The sequence below is a fragment of the Pseudomonas sp. NPDC089741 genome (genome assembly GCF_044748825.1).
Taxonomy (GTDB): domain Bacteria; phylum Pseudomonadota; class Gammaproteobacteria; order Pseudomonadales; family Pseudomonadaceae; genus Aquipseudomonas; species Aquipseudomonas helmanticensis.
Genome location: NZ_JBIVGT010000011.1, coordinates 114,852 through 135,139, shown reverse-complemented (window position 1 = coordinate 135,139; position 20,288 = coordinate 114,852). Strand labels below are relative to the sequence as shown.

The window sequence follows — 20,288 nt, the reverse complement described above, 5'->3', positions numbered from 1 at the left end:
TCATGTTCAAGCCTATGGCCTTGGCCGCTGCTGTGCTCGCTACTTTCAGCCTGAATGCCTTCGCGGCAAAAACCGAGTTGACGGTGTACACCGCCCTCGAAGCCGAGCAACTGACCGCTTACAAAGCCGCGTTCGAAAAGGCTAACCCAGACGTCGAGATCAAATGGGTGCGTGATTCCACCGGGATCATCACCGCCAAACTGCTCGCCGAAAAGGCCCGTCCGCAGGCTGATGCGGTGTGGGGCCTGGCGGCTTCGAGCCTGGCGATCCTCGATCAGCAAGGCATGCTGCAAAGCTATGCGCCAAAGGACCTCGGCAAGATCGGCGCGAATTATCGCGACGCCGCCAACCCGCCAGCCTGGGTCGGTATGGACGTCTGGGCCGCAACGATTTGCTTCAACACCGTTGAAGCCGAGAAGCAGGGTTTGACCAAGCCAGGGAGCTGGCAGGATCTGACCAAACCTGAGTACAAAGGCAAGATCGTCATGCCGAATCCGGCGTCGTCCGGCACCGGTTTTCTCGACGTCAGCGCTTGGTTGCAAACCTTCGGCGAAAAGCAGGGCTGGGCCTACATGGACGGCCTGCACCAGAACATCGGCCAGTACGTTCACTCCGGTTCCAAGCCTTGCAAACTGGCGGCGGCGGGTGAGTTCCCGATCGGGATTTCCTTTGAATACCCGGCGGTACAGCTGAAGCGTCAGGGCGCGCCGCTGGACATCATCCTGCCGAAGGAAGGTCTGGGCTGGGAGATCGAAGCGACCGCGGTGATCAAAGGCACGCCGCATGAAGACGCGGCGAAGAAACTGGCTGACTTCTCGGCCAGCGCTGAGGCGATGGATCTGTACAAGGAGAACTTCGCGGTTCTTGCGCAGCCGGGGATTGCCAAGCCGCAGACCGAATTGCCGGCGGATTATGAGCAGCGTCTGATCAAGAACGACTTTGCCTGGGCGTCGAAGAATCGCGACGAAATCCTCACCAAATGGCGCAAACGCTATGACGGCAAATCCGAAAAAGTCGCCGCCAAGTAAATCTTCGTAGTCTGACCGGGCCTCATCGCGAGCAGGCTCACTCCTACAGGGGAACGCATTCCAACTGTAGGAGTGAGCCTGCTCGCGATTGCGGTCTTTCATTCAGGACATGATCCAGATGACACAACACAAAGACCTGTTGATCGTAGGCGCCGGCATTCTCGGCCTGTCCCACGCCTACGCCGCCGCTAAACGCGGCCTCAAGGTCGCCGTTTTCGAACGCACCGCCACACCCCTCGGCGCTTCGGTGCGCAACTTCGGCCAGGCCCTGGTCACCGGCCAACCACCCGGCCCAATGCTCGAACTGGCCAAAACCAGCCGCGAGATCTGGGGCGACTGGGCGCAACTCGCCGGCCTGCAAATCAAGCGCAACGGCTCTTATCTTTTCGCCAGAACCGAAGCCGAAGAACATCTGCTCGAAACCTTCTGCGCCGGTCGTGCGGTTGAACACGGCTACAACGTCGAACTGCTGCGCGGCGCTGCATTGCACGATCTGTATAACGGCCAGTTCAGCCACCACCGCGCTGCTCTCCATGGCCTCGACGATCAACAGCTGTACTCGCGTGAAGCGATCCCGGCGCTGATCGACTATCTGCGCCGCGACCTCGGCGTCGAGTTTCACTTCTCCACACTGGTGCGCGACGTCGAGCCCGGTCGCTTGCACAGCACCGTAGGCAGTTTTACCGGCAAACAGATCATCGTCTGCTCCGGTCACGATTATCAGACGTTGCTGGCCGAGCCAATTGCTGCCCTCGACCCGCAAATCTGCCGCCTGCAAATGCTCCGCGGCAAACCGCAGATCGATCTGAATCTGCAACACGCCTTGCTCACCGGCCTCAGTTGCGTGCACTACGGCGCCTTCGCCGATCTGCCGGAAGCGGCGGCGGTGCATGCGCAGATCCTCCGCGAACAACCGCACCTGCACGACAACGGCATTCACCTGCTGATCAGCCCGACGCCTTATGGCGAACTGATCATCGGCGACTCGCACCACTACGGCAGCGACCCTTCACCGTTCAACGCCGAGCAAGTGGACAACTGGATGCTCGAACTGGCCGAGCAGACCCTGGGCTGCAAGGTGCAAGTGGTCGAGCGCTGGCAGGGCGTCTATGGTTCTCGGGGGCCGGGGCCGTTTTCGTTGCTGCGTCCGGCAGCGGGCCTGAGCGTGGCGCTAATGCACACCGGCGTGGGCATGAGCGTTGGCCCGGCGATGGCCGAGCGCAACATTGCGCAATTACTGGGGGAAGTTTGATGACAGGTCACGAGCAAGTGCTTGCCCGCGTGTTCGGGTTGTATGAACGCTTCGGCACCAGCGATTACATCGGCGAGCCAGTGTCGCAGATCGAGCACATGTCCCAGGCCGCCGAACTGGCGATAGCCGAAGGCTTTGATGATGAAGTGGTGTTGGCGGCGTTCTTTCATGACATCGGTCATTTGTGTGCCGAAGGCGCAGAGAACATGGGCGGTTATGGCGTGGTCAGCCATGAACGCCTCGGCGCGGATTATTTGCGTGAGGCGGGATTCAGCGAACGCATGGCGCGGCTGGTGGAATATCACGTGCAGGCCAAGCGGTATCTGACGTTGCGTGAGCCGGGTTACTACGAACGATTGAGTGAGGCGAGTCGGCGGACGCTGGCGTATCAGGGCGGGGTGATGACCGAGGCGGAGGCGGATGTGTTTGAGCGGGATCCGTTGTGTGCCGTCAGTCTGCGGATGCGCCAGTGGGATGAGTTGGCCAAGGAGATGGCGGTGCCGGTGATTGATTTGGCTGTGCTGAAGCGTAAGGCTGAGGTTTTGTTGTCGGCCAGATAATTGCAACCCTCACCCCAGCCCTCTCCCGGAGGGAGAGGGGGCCTACGGAGTTGATCTCAGGTGATACATCGACCTGAAATATCCAGTCGAACTCAGGTTTTGAAAAGCCAGAAGATCTGCTCCCTTCCCCCTCTACCCCTTGGGGGAGAGGGCTGGGGTGAGGGGGTTCGATCTACAGCTCAAGCACCTTCCCCACCAACACCTCAACCTGCTCCTGCCTTTCCGCCTGATTCAACTTCGCCTGCGGATTCAACGACGACCACTGCGGATGCGCCCGCGCCTTGTTCAGCGCCTCCGGCAATTTGCCCTCGCGCCAGGTCTTATCCTGCGGTGTCGCCACCTGAATGCTGTCCATCGCCGCATGCCCGCGCTGATCCAGCGCCAACACCAACTGTCGCTGGCGCAACGCCAACAGCCGCAACACCCCATCATCCACCGTCAGCTCACGCTGCCCTTTGATCTTGCCGAGCAACCGACTGCCATAACTGCGCGCCGTTTGCAGCGCGCCACCGGCAATCGCGCCGGCCAATGCCGCCGCGCCAAGGGTGATCCCGCCGACCAGCAAATCCACACCAGCCCCCGCCGCCGCACCGGCAGCAATTCCGCCGCCCACGCGTACACCGAGTTGCTTCAACGTTTCCGGGTTGAACAGGTCATCACCCCAACGCCCATCGAGCAACGGCAAATCACTCGCCGCCGCATCCTGCGGACGAAACGCATACAGCTTGAGCAGCGCCTCAACACACTTCTGCTCACGCTGACGGACAGCCTTGCGCAATTCGCTGATGGCCTGCTGTTCCTGCACAGCTTCACTGACCACACTGCGCCGACACGCCGCACAGTCGATCAATAATTCAGCAATCAACCGCGCCGCACTTTGCTGCCGCGCAAGGCGCTGAGCCTGCTGATCGGCAATCAATCGCTCCAGTTGCGGCCGGGCGTTTTCCAGCAGCAGCGCGAGACTTTCATACAGCCGTCGTTCGCCATCCTCGGGCGGCGCCACACTGTCGAAACGCACCAGCGCATGCAGCCCGAGCCGCGCCAACGCCTCACGCCAATCCGGCTCGCGATGGTTGGCACTGCTGACAAAATTCAGCACCGGCAGCAGCGGTTTGCCGCAACTGGCGAGCACTTCCAGCTCATCACGATACTTGGCCAGCACCGGTTCGCGCGCATCGATCACATACAAACCGGCGTCGGAAGCGAGCAGTTGCCGCAGCACTTTGGCTTCCTGCTCGAAACGCTGGCGCGCCTCGCTGCCGTCGAGAAATCTTGCCAGTCTGGCCGGGCCATCGAGGCGTTCGCCGGGGCGTTCCAGGCGTTCGAGAAAGTCGAGCAGCGCGATGGCGTCTTCCAATCCCGGCGTGTCATAGAGGTCGAGCAATGGCTCGCCGTCCACCGACAACCGCGCGCCTTCGACATGCCGTGTGGTGCTCGGGCGATGAGAGACTTCGCCGAAACCGACGTCGCGGGTCAGCGTGCGCAGCAGCGAAGTCTTGCCGACGTTGGTGTGGCCGACCACCGCGAGTTTCAGCGGCGCTTTCCAGGCATCAGTCATGACCCGTCTCCAGCCAGTTCAACGGCGCGCAATCGGCAAACTTCAGATCAAGCTGTTGCAGCGCGACGTGCCAGTCGCCGAGGCGTTCGGCATCCAGTGCTTCGCCGGGCGGCGCTTGCAGCAGCCAGACGCGGGTTTCTCCCGCACTGCGCGCCAGTTCGGCGATCAAAGCGAGGCTGCCGCGATCCGGTGAACGCCGTGGATCGCAGGCAATCGCCAGACGTGCCGGCGGGAAACGGCTCAATTGTTCGAGGAGCTTGTGACGTGATTCGCGGCTGTCGAGGATACCGGCGTTGCTGACGTTCTCCGGCAACGCGGGTGGCCATGGACGCTGTTCATCGAGTTCGATGGCGACCAGTAACGCGCCTTCGCTGGCGAGTTCGCCGACGCTGCTTTCGACGCGATGCAGTTGCGCAGGCGCAGGATCGTTGACGCCGAGGCGTTCGCTGGTCGGCATCAGACGTTCGCGCAATTGCGCGTAGCCGGGTAGATTCAGGTCCAGACGCAGCGCGGTTTTACCGCTGTTCCAGCGCCAGAAACACAACAACGTCAGCAGCAAGCGCGGCAGCACGCCATACACCATCAACACGCCGACCAGCCAGGTCGCCCAGGCCTGGCGAGCGCTTTCGATGTCGAGCGCAGCGTCGCCGCTGGCGCGGATCATCTCCACCGTCGGTACGTTGAAACCGAGCAGCGACGGCAGATAGCCGAGCGCATGAGTGACGTGGATAAAGGTGTCGGCGCTGAGAATCGTGGTTTCCCAGACGAAGCCGTAGCGCCGGGTCGCCATCAGCGTCAGCAGCAGAATCAGTGCGCTGAGCATCGCCAGCAACCACAAGCCGTTGACCAGTGTGCCGAGCGCCCAGCGATTGAGTTTCTTGCGTTGCAGCATCAGCAGCAGGGCAGGTGCCAGTTGCGCGGCTTTGGCATCGCGGGCCATTTTTTCGCTGAGCCATAACCACAATCGTCCGAGTGTGGCGCCGTGTTCGCCGGCAAAGATCAATCCCAGCAACCAGCTCAACAACAGAATCAGGTTCAGCCCGAGCAGGCTGCCCAAGGCCCAGAACACATTGACTGGCGTTTGCCCGAGTGCAGCGAAGGCCAGACCGGCGCCGCTCAGCACCGCGAATATCATCAGCAGCACCAGCGCCAGTCGCGCGCCTTGCAGCCAGTGTTTCAGGGCATGGGTCAGCCCGTCACGTTCAGCCAGCCATAGTGCCCGGCGCTGAATGCGACCCGGCAGATCGCCGCCAGCCGCGCGCGCCAGTCGATTGGCTTCCAGATCATCAAGCGGGCCTGCGTGTTCTTCGCGCAGGCGCACGGTCTCGGTGAGCCAGAGGTTTTGCAGTGGAGTCAGTTCAGTCACGCGCCATTCCGTTGCTCGATTGAGCAATGAGCATAACCGCTGTGGCGCTTATCGGGGTAAGCGCGGCTCTGGTATCCTCGCCGGCATGACTAAATCACTCCCCCTCAGCCTGATCGCAGCCCTCGGTGAAAACCGCGTGATCGGCGTCGACAACAGCATGCCCTGGCACCTGCCGGGGGACTTCAAATACTTCAAGGCCACGACCTTGGGCAAGCCGATCATCATGGGTCGCAAGACCTGGGATTCGCTCGGTCGGCCATTGCCGGGGCGCTTGAACATCGTGGTCAGCCGTCAGGCCGATCTGGTGTTGGAAGGTGCGGAAGTTTATCCGTCGCTGGAAGCTGCCGTGGTTCGCGCCGAGGAATGGGCGAAGGCGCAGGGCGTCGATGAGCTGATGCTGATTGGTGGCGCGCAGTTGTATGCGCAAGGGCTGGCGCAGGCGGATCGTCTGTATCTGACCCGAGTGGCGCTGAACCCGGAAGGGGATGCGTGGTTTCCGGAGTTTGATTTGAACCAGTGGAAGCTGGTGTCGAATGTACCGAATCCAGCTGAGGGCGATAAACCCGCGTACAACTTCGAAGTCTGGGAAAAAGCCTAAATTGTGGCGAGGGGGTTTATCCCCGTTGGGTTGCGCAGCAGCCCCAAAATAATGGGGTCGCTACGCAACCCAACGGGGATAAATCCCCTCGCCACAAGTATGTGTTGCACTTAAGCCTGCGCCAACTCTGCATGCTCATCGGCATCCAGCAGTGCTTTATCGGTCTGCTGCATCACCTGACTGGTAATCGCACCAGCGGTAATCGAACCGCTCACGTTCAACGCCGTGCGACCCATATCAATCAGCGGCTCTACCGAAATCAGCAACGCCACCAGTGACACCGGCAAGCCCATCGCCGGCAGCACGATCAGCGCCGCGAACGTCGCGCCGCCACCGACACCGGCCACACCGGCCGAACTCAACGTCACAATCGCCACCAGCGTCGCGATCCACAAAGGATCCAGCGGGTTGATGCCTACGGTTGGCGCAACCATCACCGCCAACATCGCCGGGTACAGACCTGCGCAGCCGTTCTGGCCGATGGTCGCACCGAACGACGCCGCAAAACTCGCCACCGATTGCGGGATCCCCAGACGCCGGGTCTGCGCTTCAATGCTCAGCGGAATGCTCGCCGCGCTCGAACGGCTGGTGAACGCGAACGTCAGCACCGGCCAGATCTTGCGGAAGAAACGCAGCGGGTTGATCCCGGCCGCCGACACCAGCAAACCGTGCACGACGAACATCAGGCCGAGACCGAGGTACGACACCACAACGAAACTGCCGAGCTTGATGATGTCTTGCAGGTTGGAACCGGCGACCACTTTGGTCATCAGCGCCAGCACACCGTACGGGGTCAGCTTCATCACCAGACGCACCAGACGCATCACCCAGGCTTGCAGGGTGTCGATGGCGTTGATCACTTTCTGACCTTTTTCGACGTCATCCTTGAGCAGTTGCAGTGCGGCAACCCCGAGGAATGCAGCGAAGATCACCACGCTGATGATCGACGTTGGCTTGGCCCGCGCCAGATCGGCGAACGGGTTTTGCGGGATGAACGACAGCAGCAGTTGCGGCACATTCAGGTCGGCGACTTTGCCGGCGTAGTCGGTCTGAATGGTTTGCAGACGGGCCATTTCCTGGGTGCCGGCGACCAGACCTTCAGCGGTGAGGCCGAACAGGTTGGTCAGGCCGATGCCGATCAGTGCCGCAATTGCGGTGGTGAACAGCAGCGTGCCGATGGTCAGGAAGCTGATCTTGCCCAGCGACGACGCGTTGTGCAGACGTGCCACGGCGCTGAGGATCGAGGCGAACACCAGCGGGATGACGATCATTTGCAGCAACTGCACGTAGCCGTTACCGACCAGATCGAACCAGCCGATCGACGCTTTCAGCACCGGGTTACCGGCACCGTAAACGGTGTGCAGGGCCACGCCGAACGCTACGCCCAGCGCGAGTGCCAGCAGGACTTTTTTCGCCAGGCTCCACGTGGTGTGGCGGGTTTGTGCCAGACCGAAGAGCAAGGCGAGGAACACCAGCAGGTTGAGAATCAACGGTAGGTTCATGAGAACTCCAGGAAAGACTGTGCCAACAGCCTTCCGGGGCTGCTGCGAACCGGCAAGCCTAACAGTTTGATTTCCAATGATTTAATACCGAAATTGCAGGTTGTCCGTCGTTTTTGGAATAAGCGCGTGTCGTTCTCGGTAATGCATCTGGCGCAAATAGCGGCATCAGCGGTCGCTGACAGACGAGGACTGTCACACACATTTGTTAGCGTCGATGCTTTTACATCAGGGAGAAAACGTCGATGAAGTTCGCACCGAAATTTCTGGCTGTCGCACTGGCTGTGGGGATGGGCCTGGCTACTCAGGCTTTCGCCACCGACCTGAAACACTGGCCGGCGGATCAGGCCAAGGCGCTGGACGCAATGATCGCGGCCAACGCCAACAAGGGTAACTACGCGGTGTTCGACATGGACAACACCAGTTACCGTTACGACCTCGAAGAGTCCTTGCTGCCGTTCATGGAAAACAAGGGCCTGATCACCCGCGACAAACTCGATCCCTCCCTGAAACTGATGCCGTTCAAGGACACTGCCGACCACAAGGAAAGCCTGTTCAGTTACTACTACCGTCTCTGCGAAGTCGACGACATGGTCTGCTACCCGTGGGTGGCGCAGGTGTTCTCGGGTTTTACCCTCAAGGAACTCAAAGGCTACGTTGATGAACTGATGGCCTCGGGCAAACCGGTGCCGGCCACATACTACGAAGGCGATGTGGTGAAGAACCTCGACGTTCAGCCACCGAAAATCTTCACCGGCCAGGTTGAGCTGTACAACAAGCTGATGGAGAACGGCATCGAGGTCTACGTGATGACCGCTGCCTCGGAAGAACTGGTGCGCATGGTCGCGGCGGATCCGAAGTATGGCTACAACGTCAAACCGCAGAACGTCATCGGCGTGACCACGCTGCTGAAAAACCGCGAGACCAACGAATTGACCACCGCGCGCAAACAGATCACGGCAGGCAAATATGACGAGAAGGCCAACCTTGGCCTGGAACTGACGCCATATCTGTGGACGCCAGCGACCTGGATGGCCGGCAAACACGCAGCGATCCTGACTTACATCGACGAATGGAAAAAACCGGTATTGGTCGGTGGCGATACTCCGACCAGCGACGGTTACATGCTGTTCCACGATGTAGACGTGGCCAAGGGCGGGATTCACTTGTGGATCAACCGCAAGGACAAGTACATGACGCAGTTGAACGGCATGATGGCCAAGCATGCGGCGGCGCAGGCAAAAGAAGGGTTACCGGTGACTGCGGACAAGAACTGGGTGATCGTCAAACCAGAAGAAATTCAGTAACCCCCGGAAGGGATCGGGTTAATCGTTCCCACGCTCTGCGTGGGAATGCAGCCCGTGACGCTCCGCGTCACTGGACGCGGAGCGTCCCTTGAGACATTCCCACGCAGAGCGTGGGAACGATCAGCCCCGCACTTGGCGGGGCATTTTTTTTCGACAGCTAAGACTTACAGCCCGTCAAGCATCGCTTTGTTACGCACCGCACCTTTGTCGGCGCTGGTCGCCAGCAGGGCGTAGGCCTTGAGGGCGGTGGTCACTTTGCGTGGACGGATCTCGACCGGTTTCCAGCCTTTCTTGTCCTGCTCGGCGCGGCGTGCCGCCAGTTCTTCATCGCTGACCAACAGGTTGATCGAGCGGTTCGGAATGTCGATCAGTACTTTATCGCCATCCTGCACCAGACCGATCGCGCCACCGGCTGCTGCCTCTGGCGAAGCGTGACCGATGGACAGGCCCGACGTACCGCCGGAGAAACGCCCGTCGGTGAGCAAGGCGCAGGCTTTACCCAGACCTTTGGATTTCAGGTACGAGGTCGGGTAGAGCATTTCCTGCATGCCCGGGCCGCCTTTCGGGCCTTCGTAGCGAATGATGACGATGTCGCCAGCCTTCACTTCGTCGGCGAGGATGCCGCGTACGGCGCTGTCCTGGCTTTCGAAGATCTTCGCGTTGCCTTCGAAGACGTGGATCGACTCGTCGACGCCGGCGGTTTTCACCACACAGCCGTCGAGGGCGATGTTGCCGTACAGCACGGCCAGGCCACCTTCTTGCGAATAGGCGTGTTCAAAGCTGCGGATGCAACCGTTCTCACGGTCGTCATCGAGGGTTTCCCAACGAGTCGACTGGCTGAACGCGGTCTGCGTCGGGATACCGGCAGGACCGGCCTTGAAGAAGTGATGCACAGCTTCATCGTCGGTCTGGGTGATGTCCCATTTGGCGATGGCTTCTTCCATGCTGCGGCTGTGCACGGTCGGCAGGTCGGTGTGCAGCAGACCGCCGCGGGCCAGCGAACCGAGGATGCTGAAGATGCCGCCGGCGCGGTGCACGTCTTCCATGTGGTACTTCTGGATGTTCGGCGCGACCTTGCACAACTGTGGAACGGTGCGCGAGAGGCGGTCGATGTCGCGCAGGTCGAAATCGATTTCGGCTTCCTGGGCGGCCGCGAGCAAGTGCAGGATGGTGTTGGTCGAACCGCCCATGGCGATGTCGAGCATCATCGCGTTCTCGAACGCCTTGAAGTTGGCGATGTTGCGCGGCAATACCGACTCGTCGTTCTCGCCGTAGTAACGCTTGCACAGCTCGACGATGGTGCGGCCGGCCTGCAGGAACAATTGCTCGCGATCACTGTGGGTGGCGAGGGTCGAACCGTTGCCCGGCAATGCCAGACCCAGTGCTTCGGTCAAGCAGTTCATCGAGTTGGCGGTGAACATGCCGGAGCACGAACCACAGGTCGGGCAGGCGCTACGCTCGTACTCGGCGACTTTCTCGTCAGAAGCGCTTTCGTCGGCGGCGATCACCATGGCGTCGACGAGGTCGAGGCCGTGGGAGGCGAGTTTGGTCTTGCCGGCTTCCATCGGGCCGCCGGAAACGAAGATCACCGGAATGTTCAGGCGCAAGGCAGCCATCAACATGCCCGGGGTGATCTTGTCGCAGTTGGAGATGCAGACGATGGCGTCGGCGCAGTGGGCGTTGACCATGTACTCGACGGAGTCGGCGATGATCTCGCGGCTCGGCAGCGAATAGAGCATGCCGTCGTGACCCATGGCGATGCCGTCATCCACGGCGATGGTGTTGAATTCTTTCGCTACACCGCCGGCGCGTTCGATTTCACGGGCGACCAGTTGGCCCAGGTCTTTAAGGTGCACGTGGCCCGGTACGAACTGGGTGAACGAGTTGGCAATGGCGATGATCGGCTTTTTGAAGTCGTCATCTTTCATCCCGGTGGCGCGCCACAATGCGCGGGCGCCGGCCATGTTGCGGCCGTGGGTGGATGTTTTCGAACGATAATCTGGCATGGAGCACTCCGGGCGGCTAATCACTTACTAATCAGGTGCAAAAGGGGAGTGAGCTTCTATTGACGTCTGGAACACTCAGAAAATGACCGGGTGTCCGGAAGTTGCCGATGACGTTGCGGGATCGCCGCTGGTCTCAGCCCGAGCTCATAAACCCGCCGGGGGATGAATGGCGATGAATCAGCCGATTCTACACCGCTGGCGTCTGGAGGGAATGGCGCAAAGCGTTGTTGCAGTGCCAACGAAGCGTGCGGGATGACGACCGGCAGGTTTATTCGCTGCCGGGTTGGGTCATGGCCTCGGCGCCGGGGATCGTGGCACGCCGCCGAATCCAGCTGTTGAGTGCCAGCGCAACGCTGCTCAACAGAACAAAACTGTAACCCAGCGTCGATTGCAGGTTGGCCGGACTCAGGCTGATCAACGCGCTGATCAATCCGCCACAGATAAAGATGATCGTGCTGCCCGCCGAAGCCGAGGTCCCGGCGATTTCCGGGAACAGACGCATGGCGCCAGAAGTGGCGGCCGGGCGCGCAATGGTGGTGCCGGCGGTACAGATCAGCATCGGGATCAGTACGGTGGCAGGCGCCAGCGCAAAGTTCGACGACAGATAAAGCATCGCCAGTCCCGACAGCAGAATCAGGCTCAGGCCCACAGTGATTTGCTTACCGGGCGAAATCCTTCGGCTCAGGACCGTGGCAACTATGCCGCCAACGATATAGGCGGCGCCGTAGATCAGCAGGATCAGCGAAAAGTCATAGGGCGCGAGTTGCAGGCGATCCATGAAGATCAGTGGCGAGATCACGATGAACGAGAAATGGCAGGCGAAAGCGAACGCCGATATGAGCCAATAGCTGACGAACTCGACATCCCCCAATACCCGTCGATAGGACTGAACGAAGCCCGGACGTGGGCCATTGTGGATCGGGCGACTGCCGTCCAGAAATAGCCAGGCCTTGATCAGCACCACGCCTGCCAGGGCGATGAACACCCAGAAGCTGCCGCGCCAGCCAAGGGTGGCTTGCAGGAAGGTGCCGGCTAAAGGTGACAGCGAAATGAAAACTCCCGTGGCGGTCACCATCAGGATACGCAGGCGATCACGCTGTTCACCTTCGAACAGATCCTGGACCAGCGCCTGAGACAGTACGAAGCAGCCACAGCCCAATGCCTGCATGACCCGGAAGATCAGGAACAGCGTGTAATCAGCGGTGAGTACGCAACCGAGGGCGCCGAGCATCGAGATCATCATGCCGGCAAGCAGCAGGCCCTTACGCCCGATCACGTCCGATAACGGCCCGATCAGCAACTGCGCAAAGGCGATGCCCATGGCGAACAGACTGATCGACAGTGCGATGTCCGTTGGCGTATTGCCGAAATGTTCGGCCAGGGCTGGAAAGGAAGGCAGCAAAACATCCAGCGGAAAAACCCCCAGCAGCACCATCGCCATCAGCAGACTTACGGCAGCGCGTTGTTGGCGGACGCTTGCCGCAGATTTTCCTTCATCCATCGATCAGTCCTGCCTTGGCGAAAAGTTTCTGGTTGTCGGGAAGTGCAAAGAATCCGGCGTTTTTCAGTGCGTCGAGTGTTGCCGTCGCCCCCGTTTTGGCGCGTTGCCGGCTGGCTTGTGCATCGGCCAGACCGTCGACTATTTCCTTGATAGTGCTTTCGGCGATACCGGCGCCGCGCAGGCTTTGTTGCAACCAGCGTGGGTCGACTTCGAAGAACAGGCCGATGACCTCCAGTAGCAGCTTGGCGCTGAAGGTGCGTTGACGGCTGTTCAGCGTCAGCCACAAGTAATGGAACACTTCGGCGAAGTAGCGGCTGTGGCGCGCCTCGTCGGCGAGATGGTCGCGCAACATGTCACTCACGCTGGAGACCAGGCTGTCACGACAGGCATCCAGCAGCTCCCGCGCAATGATGGTTTCCGAGACGAAGCCAAGCAGAAACCAGGCCAGCGGGCGGTTGCCTTGAGGTGTGCGGGCGATCAGGGAATTCAATCGGCTGATGCGCAGCGGCATCACCGGGCGATCGACGATGGCATACCGGCTGGCTATCTGTTCGGCGAGTCGGTTGGAGAACAGTGCGTGGTAGCCCTCATCGGTATATAGCTGCAGGGCAGCATTTTTCATCCGCGCGGGAATGTAGGCCGGCAACTCACCGTGGATGATGGTTTCGACGGCGCGGTTGACGATGCGGTGTTCGAGCAGCGTGGTGTAGTCGAGAAAGTGCACCAGATGGTTGGCTGCCAACCGGTGCCGGACAGCGGCGCCCGCAGCCTGAATGGCCGGATGCGCCAGGTATGGCAGAAATGCCGGCGGAAACCAGTGGCGGGTCTCCAGTTGTTGTTCAACGTCTTCCGGCAACAGGAAGTCGTGCTGGCTGGTGCGTACCGAGGCACGGTTGTTCCAGTCGCCAAGGGTGAAGCGCAGTGCCCAGGCAGCAGGTGCCTCCATTGGAGCGCACGTCAGCGCACTCATGTGCTGGCCTCCTGCAACAGAGCCTGAATTTCCTCACACATGGCCTGACCATCACTGGCGCCGCAGCCGACGAAGAACAGCGGTTGTTCCGCGCTGCCTGCAATCTTCAGCAGTGTCTCGACCTGCTCATCAGCAAAGGCGCCCGTCAGCCAGGTACCAAGACCCAGTGCAGTGGCAACCAATTGAAACGACTGCGAGAGGTGACCCGCTTCGACGAACGCCATGCGGTAGGCGCGCGAGTGTTCGTATTTCCACCAGAGCTTGTCGAATCGTGCGGTGATGAACAGTCCCAGCGGCAGGTTGTTGATGAAATGCTGACCGCCGAGCAGATGACCCAGCGCCGCTTCAGGCAGCGGGTTGATCAGGCTCAGGCAGTGTTCAGCCGGGTGATAGGCGTAGATGCCGGGCTCAAGACCGCTGACATTCTGTGCCAGGACAAAACCCTCACAGGCATTCAGGCCTCCGCCCGAAGGACTGCTGCGACGTGCATCGAGCCCGGCGGCAATGTTGTCGTCGCGGTCATGTTCACGTTCGTGCAGAAAGCCCAGGGAAAGGTAGAGCAGGGTGGCGAGGTCATTCAGGGTGATCGCTTCACCGGTATAGGATCGGCAGGTTTTACGCTGCAACAGTACGCTGCCGAGTCGGGTATCGGTCAGCACGCCGGGAGCGGGCAACGCGATGCGTTGATCGGCGGCCAGCATAGGGCGTTCATCTTCGGGGCAGGGTTTGCTCAGTACTTCGTTGCAATGGCTCAGGTATTGACTGGACCACTCCTGGATATTCTGTGGGGGGTGTTCGCAGGGGATGTTTTGCGTACCGATATGGTAAATCTTCGACAGTTCATCCCATCCCCATGTTGGGCTGTCTATTTTTGAAGTGGTCAGTATTCCTGCGTTCAGAAGTTGCGTGTCTATTATGTTGCAATTATCAAATGCGTTCGGGTTTGATATAAGTTTGGCAAGGCGAGTTGCATAACCAAGATCAAGTTCGTGTTGGACGTGGTCTTTGTAGTTCCAGACTATCAGTCCGGGTGTGCGCGGCAATATGAATAGGTACGGATTGATGTGCATGATCAACGCTTCGCTCTGGAATAATGTCGGAAGGACGCTGGGGGGCCGGCACTCCCCGGCGTCCTGACTTACTTATCGGACTTTAGGTGCAACCAGAAAAGCCAGGTTTGCGATTTTGTTGGTTTCCAGAGTAATTGCTTTCATAGTGTGAACTCCTTGTTCATCAAGATTGATGCCACCTCGTGGTGACAACTTAATCATAGTTTGTAATTGATTATTGGCAAGCGAATGTTAAGTAGGAAAAATCCAGTAATGTTGTCGGAGTCATCGCGTCAAGACGCAAACTGTGTAAGTTATATATCGCAGGATTTAAGATGCGCGGAAATTTCCTGCAAGGTCACAGGAAGTTATTTGTAGGAGTTGAAAGTCTGAAGGGTATTGTCGACGGCATTGCACCGCCTGAAAGCAAGCGCGGAGCCCGTGGGCTCCGCGCTTTCAGGCCGATCAGCTATTAGGCAGCAGACGGCAGGTGATGCTCTTGATATAGCGGGTTTCGGCGATGGCCGGGTGCACCGGGTGATCCGGGCCCTGACCGCCGCGCTCGAGCATCTGGATGTTGCGATCCAGGTGACGGGCGCTGGTCAGCAGGATGTTCTGCAGGTCATCTTCCGGCAGGTGCATCGAGCACGAAGCGCTGACCAGAATGCCGTCCTTGTTGAGCAGGCGCATGGCTTGCTCGTTCAGGCGACGGTAGGCGCCTTCGCCGTTTTTCATGTCCTTCTTGCGTTTGATGAACGCCGGAGGATCGGCAACGATCACGTCGAAGCGCTCTTCGCTGGCTTTCAGCTCTTTCAAGGCTTCGAAAACGTCACCTTCGATGCAGGTCATCTTGTCGGCGAAACCGTTCAGTGCCGCGTTACGCTCGACGCCGTCGAGGGCGAAGGCCGAAGCGTCGACGCAGAACACTTCGCTGGCGCCGAATGCCGCTGCCTGCACACCCCAGCCACCGATGTAGCTATAGAGGTCGAGGACGCGTTTGCCTTTGGCGTAAGGCGCCAGGCGTGCGCGGTTCATGCGGTGGTCGTAGAACCAGCCGGTTTTCTGGCCCTGGATGACCGGTGCTTCGAACTTCACCCCGTTCTCTTCCAGCGCAACCCACTCCGGCACCAGGCCGAACACGGTTTCGACGTAGCGGTTGAGGCCTTCGGCGTCACGCGCGGCGGAGTCGTTCTTGAACAGAATACCGCTTGGCTTGAGCACTTGGGTCAGTGCTGCGATGACGTCATCCTTGTGCGCTTCCATGGTCGCGGAAGCGATCTGCACGACGAGGATGTCACCGAAACGGTCGACAACCAGGCCTGGCAACAGGTCGGAATCACCGTAAACCAGGCGATAGAACGGCTTGTCGAACAGACGCTCGCGCAGCGACAAGGCGACGTTGAGGCGATGCACGAGCAGGGATTTGTCCAGCGGCAGTTTGATGTCGCGCGACACCAGACGGGCGCAGATCAGGTTGTTCGGGCTCATCGCCACGATGCCCAGGGTCTTGCCGCCGGCGGCTTCGAGAATCGCCTGATCGCCGGCCTTGAAGCCGTGCAACGGGGTGGCGGCTACATCGATTTCGTTGCTGTAGACCCACAAGTGGCCGTTGCGCAGGCGACGGTCGGCATTGGCTTTGAGGCGCAGGCTTGGCAGGGACATGACGTCGCTCCGGAAAAAAGAGCGGGAGTATAGCGTGTTGAGTGTGGTGTCGGGTTTGGCGTGCGATGAAACGCTGATGGCCTCTTCGCGAGCAAGCCCGCTCCCACATTTGAAATGCATTCCCATGTGGGAGCGGGCTTGCTCGCGAAGACAGCCTTGAAAGCTAGGCAGACAGTGTATCGATCAGCGCTTTGCTGAACGCCGGAATATCATCCGGCTGCCGGCTGCTGATCAGGTTGCCATCCTTGACCACTTCCTTATCCACCCAGTGCGCGCCGGCGTTCACCAGATCATCCTTGACGGTTTTATAGCTGGTCATGGTCTTGCCGTTGACCAGCCCTGACGAGATCAGCAGCCAACTGCCATGGCAGATCACTGCAATCGGCTTGCCGGCAGACGCGCCGGTCTTGACCAGATGCTGGGCATCCTGGTCGATGCGAATGGTATCGGAGTTCTGCACGCCGCCCGGCAGCACCACAGCGTCGTACTGTTCAATGCTGGCGGCCTGGAAAGTCTGGTCGACCTTGAAGTCGTCGGCCGGTTTGTCGTGGTTCCAGCCTTTGACCTTGCCGGCCTCGGCCGAGAGGATGTCGACCTGCGCGCCAGCCTGCTCCAGCGCCTGCTTGGGACCTGTCAATTCAACCTGTTCGAAACCATCGGTTACCAAAAAAGCGACGCGCTTGCCATTAAGTGAGGTGGCCATCGATAAGCTCCTGAGTCTGCGGGAATTTGCTGGCTCAACGGACAGAAACTGGCCATTGCGCCTTACGAAATCCGAAGCCTGAGCTTGAATGAAAGTTCCTCCGATATGCCCATCGGTGTGTCGCCCTGCAGTTTCCGGGGTTAGAATCGCCGCCTGTCCCAGAGTGTGTACTTATGTCCCAAGAGCTGACCACCGAACAGATTCAACAATCGCTGCAAGGCATCAGTGTGCCCGCGCAACCGCAGATCATGGTGGATCTGCAAATGGAGCAGTACATGCCCGACCCGGACCTGGAGGTGATCGCCAAGCTGATCGCCCAGGATCCTGGCTTGTCCGGCTCGCTGCTGAAAATCGTCAACTCGCCCTACTACGGCTTGAGCAACAAGATCACCTCGATCCAGCGTGCGGTGAACCTGTTGGGCAGCCGTTCGATCATCAACCTGATCAATGCGCAGTCGATCAAGGGCGAGATGAACGACGACACTATCGTCACCCTCAACCGGTTCTGGGACACGGCCCAGGACGTGGCGATGACTTGCCTGACCCTGGCCAAGCGCATCGGTACTCAGGCCGGTGACGAAGCTTATGCCTTGGGCCTGTTCCACGATTGCGGCGTGCCGTTGATGTTGCAGCGTTTCCCCAATTACATGTCGGTGCTGGAAAAGGCTTACGCCAATGCCAGTGCTGAATGTCGCGTGGTCGACACTGAAAACAGCGAGTTCAATACCAACCATGCGGTAGTCGGTTACTACACCGCCAAATCCTGGCGTCTGCCTGAACACGTCAGCGCCGCGATTGCCAATCACCACAATGCGTTGGCGATTTTCAGCGATGAATCATCGCGCAACAGTCAGCTGAAAAACCTGCTGGCGATCCTGAAGATGGCCGAGCACATTTGCGCGTCCTATCGAGTGCTGGGCAATCAGACCGAAGATTTCGAATGGAACGCTGTCGGGCCACTGGTACTCGATTACGTAGGGCTGTCGGATTACGACTTCGAAACCCTCAAACAAACGATCCGCGACCTCGGCGCGCATTGATTCGAGAACACCATGCCTGAATTGCCGGAAGTCGAAACCACCCGCCGCGGCATTGCCCCGCATCTGGAAGGCCAGCGGGTCAGCCGGGTGATCGTGCGTGATCGGCGCTTGCGCTGGCCGATCCCCGAAGACCTCGATGTGCGTCTGTCCGGGCAGCGCATCGTGCTGGTCGAACGACGCGCCAAGTACCTGTTGATCAATGCCGAAGTCGGCACGCTGATCAGCCATTTGGGCATGTCGGGCAATTTGCGTCTGGTCGAGGTCGGGCTGCCGGCGTTGAAGCATGAACACGTCGATATCGAACTGGAATCGGGGCTGGCGCTGCGCTACACCGACCCGCGACGTTTCGGTGCGATGTTGTGGAGTACCGATCCGCTCAATCACGAATTGCTGATTCGTCTCGGGCCGGAGCCATTGACCGATCTGTTCGATGGCGAACGTTTATTCCAGCTGTCGCGCGGGCGGTCGATGGCGGTGAAGCCGTTCATCATGGACAACGCGGTGGTAGTTGGCGTTGGCAACATCTACGCGACCGAAGCGCTGTTCGCTGCCGGGATTGATCCACGTCGCGAGGCCGGTGGCATCTCCCGTGCGCGTTATCTGAAGCTGGCCATCGAGATCAAACGCATCCTTGCCGCTGCCATTGAGCGCGGCGGTACCACGTTGCGTGATTTCATCGGTGGCGACGGGCAGCCGGGCTATTTCCAGCAAGAGCTGTTCGTCTATGGCCGTGGTGGCGAACACTGCAAGGTCTGCGGCACCGGGCTGCGCGAAGTGAAGCTGGGGCAGCGCGCCAGTGTGTTCTGCCCGCGCTGCCAGAGCTGAGGCAAAAAGCTGAAAAAGTCCTACGGTCTATAGTGAGTTGTCTCACTGTTCAGCCCGAAGGATCGTGCCATGAAATGCCTGCAAGTTCTCTTGGTGACGCTGTTGCTGTGTTCCAGTCTGGCCGTTCAGGCCACGGAAGGCGGCAGCGGCGATCCTCGTTATGCCATCCAGAATCCCCCGGCCTACGCCATGATCGGCGATTTGCTGATTGCCCGACCATTATTGGTGGTGGCAACGGTGATCGGTACGGCGGCGTTTGTCGTGTCATTGCCGTTTACCGCACTGGGTGGCGGGATTGGCGATGCGGGGCAGGCGTTGGTGGTTGATCCGGCGAAAGCCGCTTTTGTTCGGTGCCTGGGGTGTATCGGGGAGGGGTTTGAGCAGCGCGAGTGAAGGGCAAGATCAAAAGATCGCAGCCTTCGGCAGCTCCTACATGAGATCTGTGTAGGAGCTGCCGCAGGCTGCGATCTTTTTAGCGATTCAGGCCTTGCCGGTGATCAGGCGGTACTTTTCCATCAACTGCTCTTCAGTCTCCGGATGCGCCTCGTCCAGTGGAATGCAATCCACCGGGCAGACCTGCTGGCATTGTGGTTCGTCGTAGTGGCCGACACACTGGGTGCACAGGTTCGGGTCGATCACGTAGATCTCTTCGCCCTGGGAAATGGCGGCGTTTGGGCACTCGGGTTCGCAGACGTCGCAGTTGATGCAATCGTCGGTGATGATTAGGGACATGCTAACTCCAGCCGGGGCGGCAGGCCCGGGCGCTATAAATCAATGCGCGCAATTGTGCCGCATTGGCGAGCGCAGTGCACGCGGGTGCGATCAAGGGCACTGGACTGCGATCATTTTAAGATCAAAAGATCGCAGCCTGCGGCAGCTCCTACTTTTTGAAGCGTAGGGTCAGGGCGTCGGCCACGGCGGGGTGGACGAATTTGCTGATATCGCCGCCGAGCGCGGCAATTTCCCGCACCAGCGTCGACGAAATGAACGAGTAACGTTCGGACGGTGTGAGAAACAGGCTCTCGACGTCCGGCGCCAACTGGCGGTTCATGTTGGCCAGCTGGAATTCGTATTCGAAGTCCGACACCGCGCGCAAACCGCGCAAAAACACGTTGGCATTCTGCTCTTTGGCAAAATGCGCGAGCAGCGTCGAGAAACCGACCACTTCCACGTTCGGCAGGTGTTTGGTGACCTCGCGAGCCAGTTCGACCCGTTGTTCCAGCGGGAACAGCGGGTTCTTTTTCGGGCTGGCGGCGACCGCAATGATCACGTGATCGAACAGGCGCGAGGCGCGTTCGACCAGATCGCCATGGCCCTTGGTAATAGGGTCGAAGGTACCTGGGTACAACACTCGGTTCATCGCG

19 protein-coding genes are annotated in these 20,288 nt (G+C 59.7%); 8 read left to right on the top strand and 11 right to left on the bottom strand.

What is annotated here, in order from left to right; all coding sequences use genetic code 11:
* Window positions 1-2 precede the first annotated feature (2 nt).
* The 3 genes from ACIPZE_RS13940 to ACIPZE_RS13930 all read left to right on the top strand — a co-directional run bounded on the left by ACIPZE_RS13940 (window position 3) and on the right by ACIPZE_RS13930 (window position 2,840).
* Complete coding sequence (locus ACIPZE_RS13940; protein WP_400773318.1) at window positions 3-1,028, top strand: putative 2-aminoethylphosphonate ABC transporter substrate-binding protein; 1,026 nt, start codon at window positions 3-5, stop codon at window positions 1,026-1,028.
* A 118-nt stretch (window positions 1,029-1,146) separates the two neighbouring features.
* Window positions 1,147-2,280 carry a TIGR03364 family FAD-dependent oxidoreductase gene (locus tag ACIPZE_RS13935; protein WP_400773317.1) on the top strand — a complete coding sequence of 378 codons (1,134 nt, stop codon included), beginning with the start codon at window positions 1,147-1,149 and terminating at the stop codon, window positions 2,278-2,280.
* Complete coding sequence (locus tag ACIPZE_RS13930) at window positions 2,280-2,840, top strand: phosphonate degradation HD-domain oxygenase (protein WP_283438450.1); 561 nt, start codon at window positions 2,280-2,282, stop codon at window positions 2,838-2,840. The genes ACIPZE_RS13935 and ACIPZE_RS13930 overlap by 1 nt, the downstream gene beginning before the upstream one ends.
* A gap of 172 nt (window positions 2,841-3,012) precedes the next feature.
* Here ACIPZE_RS13930 and ACIPZE_RS13925 read toward each other — a convergent pair whose 3' ends face one another.
* Both ACIPZE_RS13925 and ACIPZE_RS13920 read right to left on the bottom strand, forming a co-directional pair.
* Window positions 3,013-4,398, bottom strand: a complete 1,386-nt coding sequence (locus ACIPZE_RS13925; protein WP_400773315.1) for a GTPase/DUF3482 domain-containing protein — start codon at window positions 4,396-4,398, stop codon at window positions 3,013-3,015.
* Window positions 4,391-5,764: a DUF2868 domain-containing protein gene (locus ACIPZE_RS13920; protein ID WP_283438452.1), complete on the bottom strand. Its 1,374-nt coding sequence runs from the start codon at window positions 5,762-5,764 to the stop codon at window positions 4,391-4,393. The genes ACIPZE_RS13925 and ACIPZE_RS13920 overlap by 8 nt, the downstream gene beginning before the upstream one ends.
* Before the next feature lie 85 nt (window positions 5,765-5,849).
* Here ACIPZE_RS13920 and ACIPZE_RS13915 point away from each other — a divergent pair, with 85 nt between their 5' ends.
* Window positions 5,850-6,362, top strand: a complete 513-nt coding sequence (locus ACIPZE_RS13915; RefSeq protein ID WP_283438453.1) for a dihydrofolate reductase — start codon at window positions 5,850-5,852, stop codon at window positions 6,360-6,362.
* Window positions 6,363-6,472: 110 nt separating this feature from the next.
* Here ACIPZE_RS13915 and ACIPZE_RS13910 read toward each other — a convergent pair whose 3' ends face one another.
* The gene (locus ACIPZE_RS13910; RefSeq protein ID WP_122660184.1) at window positions 6,473-7,864 is read right to left on the bottom strand and encodes an L-cystine transporter; all 1,392 of its coding nucleotides are present in this window, start codon (window positions 7,862-7,864) and stop codon (window positions 6,473-6,475) included.
* A 242-nt stretch (window positions 7,865-8,106) separates the two neighbouring features.
* Between ACIPZE_RS13910 and ACIPZE_RS13905 the strand changes: the two genes are divergently transcribed.
* The gene (locus ACIPZE_RS13905) at window positions 8,107-9,168 is read left to right on the top strand and encodes a haloacid dehalogenase-like hydrolase (RefSeq protein WP_283438454.1); all 1,062 of its coding nucleotides are present in this window, start codon (window positions 8,107-8,109) and stop codon (window positions 9,166-9,168) included.
* A 164-nt stretch (window positions 9,169-9,332) separates the two neighbouring features.
* Here ACIPZE_RS13905 and ilvD read toward each other — a convergent pair whose 3' ends face one another.
* From ilvD to ACIPZE_RS13875, 6 genes are all read right to left on the bottom strand, one after another.
* Window positions 9,333-11,174 carry a dihydroxy-acid dehydratase gene (gene ilvD, locus ACIPZE_RS13900; protein ID WP_129395930.1) on the bottom strand — a complete coding sequence of 614 codons (1,842 nt, stop codon included), beginning with the start codon at window positions 11,172-11,174 and terminating at the stop codon, window positions 9,333-9,335.
* Between the two features lie 268 nt (window positions 11,175-11,442).
* Entirely contained in the window at window positions 11,443-12,675 is a 1,233-nt protein-coding gene (locus ACIPZE_RS13895; protein WP_400773312.1) for an MFS transporter, read from the bottom strand.
* Entirely contained in the window at window positions 12,668-13,645 is a 978-nt protein-coding gene (locus tag ACIPZE_RS13890) for a diiron oxygenase (RefSeq protein WP_400773310.1), read from the bottom strand. The genes ACIPZE_RS13895 and ACIPZE_RS13890 overlap by 8 nt, the downstream gene beginning before the upstream one ends.
* The gene (locus tag ACIPZE_RS13885; protein ID WP_283438457.1) at window positions 13,642-14,715 is read right to left on the bottom strand and encodes a SagB family peptide dehydrogenase; all 1,074 of its coding nucleotides are present in this window, start codon (window positions 14,713-14,715) and stop codon (window positions 13,642-13,644) included. The genes ACIPZE_RS13890 and ACIPZE_RS13885 overlap by 4 nt, the downstream gene beginning before the upstream one ends.
* A 444-nt stretch (window positions 14,716-15,159) precedes the next feature.
* Window positions 15,160-16,356: a class I SAM-dependent rRNA methyltransferase gene (locus tag ACIPZE_RS13880; RefSeq protein ID WP_064116292.1), complete on the bottom strand. Its 1,197-nt coding sequence runs from the start codon at window positions 16,354-16,356 to the stop codon at window positions 15,160-15,162.
* A gap of 163 nt (window positions 16,357-16,519) precedes the next feature.
* Window positions 16,520-17,059 carry a type 1 glutamine amidotransferase domain-containing protein gene (locus ACIPZE_RS13875; protein WP_283438458.1) on the bottom strand — a complete coding sequence of 180 codons (540 nt, stop codon included), beginning with the start codon at window positions 17,057-17,059 and terminating at the stop codon, window positions 16,520-16,522.
* Between the two features lie 227 nt (window positions 17,060-17,286).
* On the opposite strand from ACIPZE_RS13875, the gene ACIPZE_RS13870 reads away from it, so the two are divergent.
* The 3 genes from ACIPZE_RS13870 (at window position 17,287) to ACIPZE_RS13860 (ending at window position 19,317) form a co-directional block, all read left to right on the top strand.
* Window positions 17,287-18,099 (top strand): HDOD domain-containing protein, encoded by an 813-nt coding sequence (locus ACIPZE_RS13870; protein WP_174823985.1) that lies wholly within the window; start codon window positions 17,287-17,289, stop codon window positions 18,097-18,099.
* Window positions 18,100-18,111: 12 nt separating this feature from the next.
* A complete protein-coding gene (mutM, locus tag ACIPZE_RS13865) occupies window positions 18,112-18,924 on the top strand; it encodes a bifunctional DNA-formamidopyrimidine glycosylase/DNA-(apurinic or apyrimidinic site) lyase (RefSeq protein WP_129395924.1) in 813 nt (270 codons plus the stop codon).
* 69 nt (window positions 18,925-18,993) lie between these two features.
* A complete protein-coding gene (locus tag ACIPZE_RS13860) occupies window positions 18,994-19,317 on the top strand; it encodes a multidrug transporter (protein WP_129395923.1) in 324 nt (107 codons plus the stop codon).
* A gap of 87 nt (window positions 19,318-19,404) precedes the next feature.
* Here ACIPZE_RS13860 and ACIPZE_RS13855 read toward each other — a convergent pair whose 3' ends face one another.
* Both ACIPZE_RS13855 and coaD read right to left on the bottom strand, forming a co-directional pair.
* Entirely contained in the window at window positions 19,405-19,656 is a 252-nt protein-coding gene (locus tag ACIPZE_RS13855) for a YfhL family 4Fe-4S dicluster ferredoxin (RefSeq protein ID WP_003213796.1), read from the bottom strand.
* Window positions 19,657-19,804: 148 nt separating this feature from the next.
* Complete coding sequence (gene coaD / locus ACIPZE_RS13850; RefSeq protein WP_003229157.1) at window positions 19,805-20,284, bottom strand: pantetheine-phosphate adenylyltransferase; 480 nt, start codon at window positions 20,282-20,284, stop codon at window positions 19,805-19,807.
* Window positions 20,285-20,288: the final 4 nt, after the last annotated feature.

What these genes read in the sequence shown, in the direction of transcription:
- ACIPZE_RS13915 (WP_283438453.1), top strand. Translation starts at nt 5,850, where the DNA reads ATGACTAAATCACTCCCCCTCAGCCTGATCGCAGCCCTCGGTGAAAAC.
- mutM (WP_129395924.1), top strand. Translation starts at nt 18,112, where the DNA reads ATGCCTGAATTGCCGGAAGTCGAAACCACCCGCCGCGGCATTGCCCCG.
- ACIPZE_RS13895 (WP_400773312.1), bottom strand. Translation starts at nt 12,675, where the DNA reads ATGGATGAAGGAAAATCTGCGGCAAGCGTCCGCCAACAACGCGCTGCC.
- coaD (WP_003229157.1), bottom strand. Translation starts at nt 20,284, where the DNA reads ATGAACCGAGTGTTGTACCCAGGTACCTTCGACCCTATTACCAAGGGC.
- ACIPZE_RS13905 (WP_283438454.1), top strand. Translation starts at nt 8,107, where the DNA reads ATGAAGTTCGCACCGAAATTTCTGGCTGTCGCACTGGCTGTGGGGATG.
- ACIPZE_RS13885 (WP_283438457.1), bottom strand. Translation starts at nt 14,715, where the DNA reads ATGCACATCAATCCGTACCTATTCATATTGCCGCGCACACCCGGACTG.
- ACIPZE_RS13860 (WP_129395923.1), top strand. Translation starts at nt 18,994, where the DNA reads ATGAAATGCCTGCAAGTTCTCTTGGTGACGCTGTTGCTGTGTTCCAGT.
- ACIPZE_RS13875 (WP_283438458.1), bottom strand. Translation starts at nt 17,059, where the DNA reads ATGGCCACCTCACTTAATGGCAAGCGCGTCGCTTTTTTGGTAACCGAT.
- ACIPZE_RS13940 (WP_400773318.1), top strand. Translation starts at nt 3, where the DNA reads ATGTTCAAGCCTATGGCCTTGGCCGCTGCTGTGCTCGCTACTTTCAGC.
- ACIPZE_RS13930 (WP_283438450.1), top strand. Translation starts at nt 2,280, where the DNA reads ATGACAGGTCACGAGCAAGTGCTTGCCCGCGTGTTCGGGTTGTATGAA.
- ACIPZE_RS13925 (WP_400773315.1), bottom strand. Translation starts at nt 4,398, where the DNA reads ATGACTGATGCCTGGAAAGCGCCGCTGAAACTCGCGGTGGTCGGCCAC.
- ACIPZE_RS13910 (WP_122660184.1), bottom strand. Translation starts at nt 7,864, where the DNA reads ATGAACCTACCGTTGATTCTCAACCTGCTGGTGTTCCTCGCCTTGCTC.
- ilvD (WP_129395930.1), bottom strand. Translation starts at nt 11,174, where the DNA reads ATGCCAGATTATCGTTCGAAAACATCCACCCACGGCCGCAACATGGCC.
- ACIPZE_RS13935 (WP_400773317.1), top strand. Translation starts at nt 1,147, where the DNA reads ATGACACAACACAAAGACCTGTTGATCGTAGGCGCCGGCATTCTCGGC.
- ACIPZE_RS13890 (WP_400773310.1), bottom strand. Translation starts at nt 13,645, where the DNA reads ATGAGTGCGCTGACGTGCGCTCCAATGGAGGCACCTGCTGCCTGGGCA.
- ACIPZE_RS13880 (WP_064116292.1), bottom strand. Translation starts at nt 16,356, where the DNA reads ATGTCCCTGCCAAGCCTGCGCCTCAAAGCCAATGCCGACCGTCGCCTG.
- ACIPZE_RS13855 (WP_003213796.1), bottom strand. Translation starts at nt 19,656, where the DNA reads ATGTCCCTAATCATCACCGACGATTGCATCAACTGCGACGTCTGCGAA.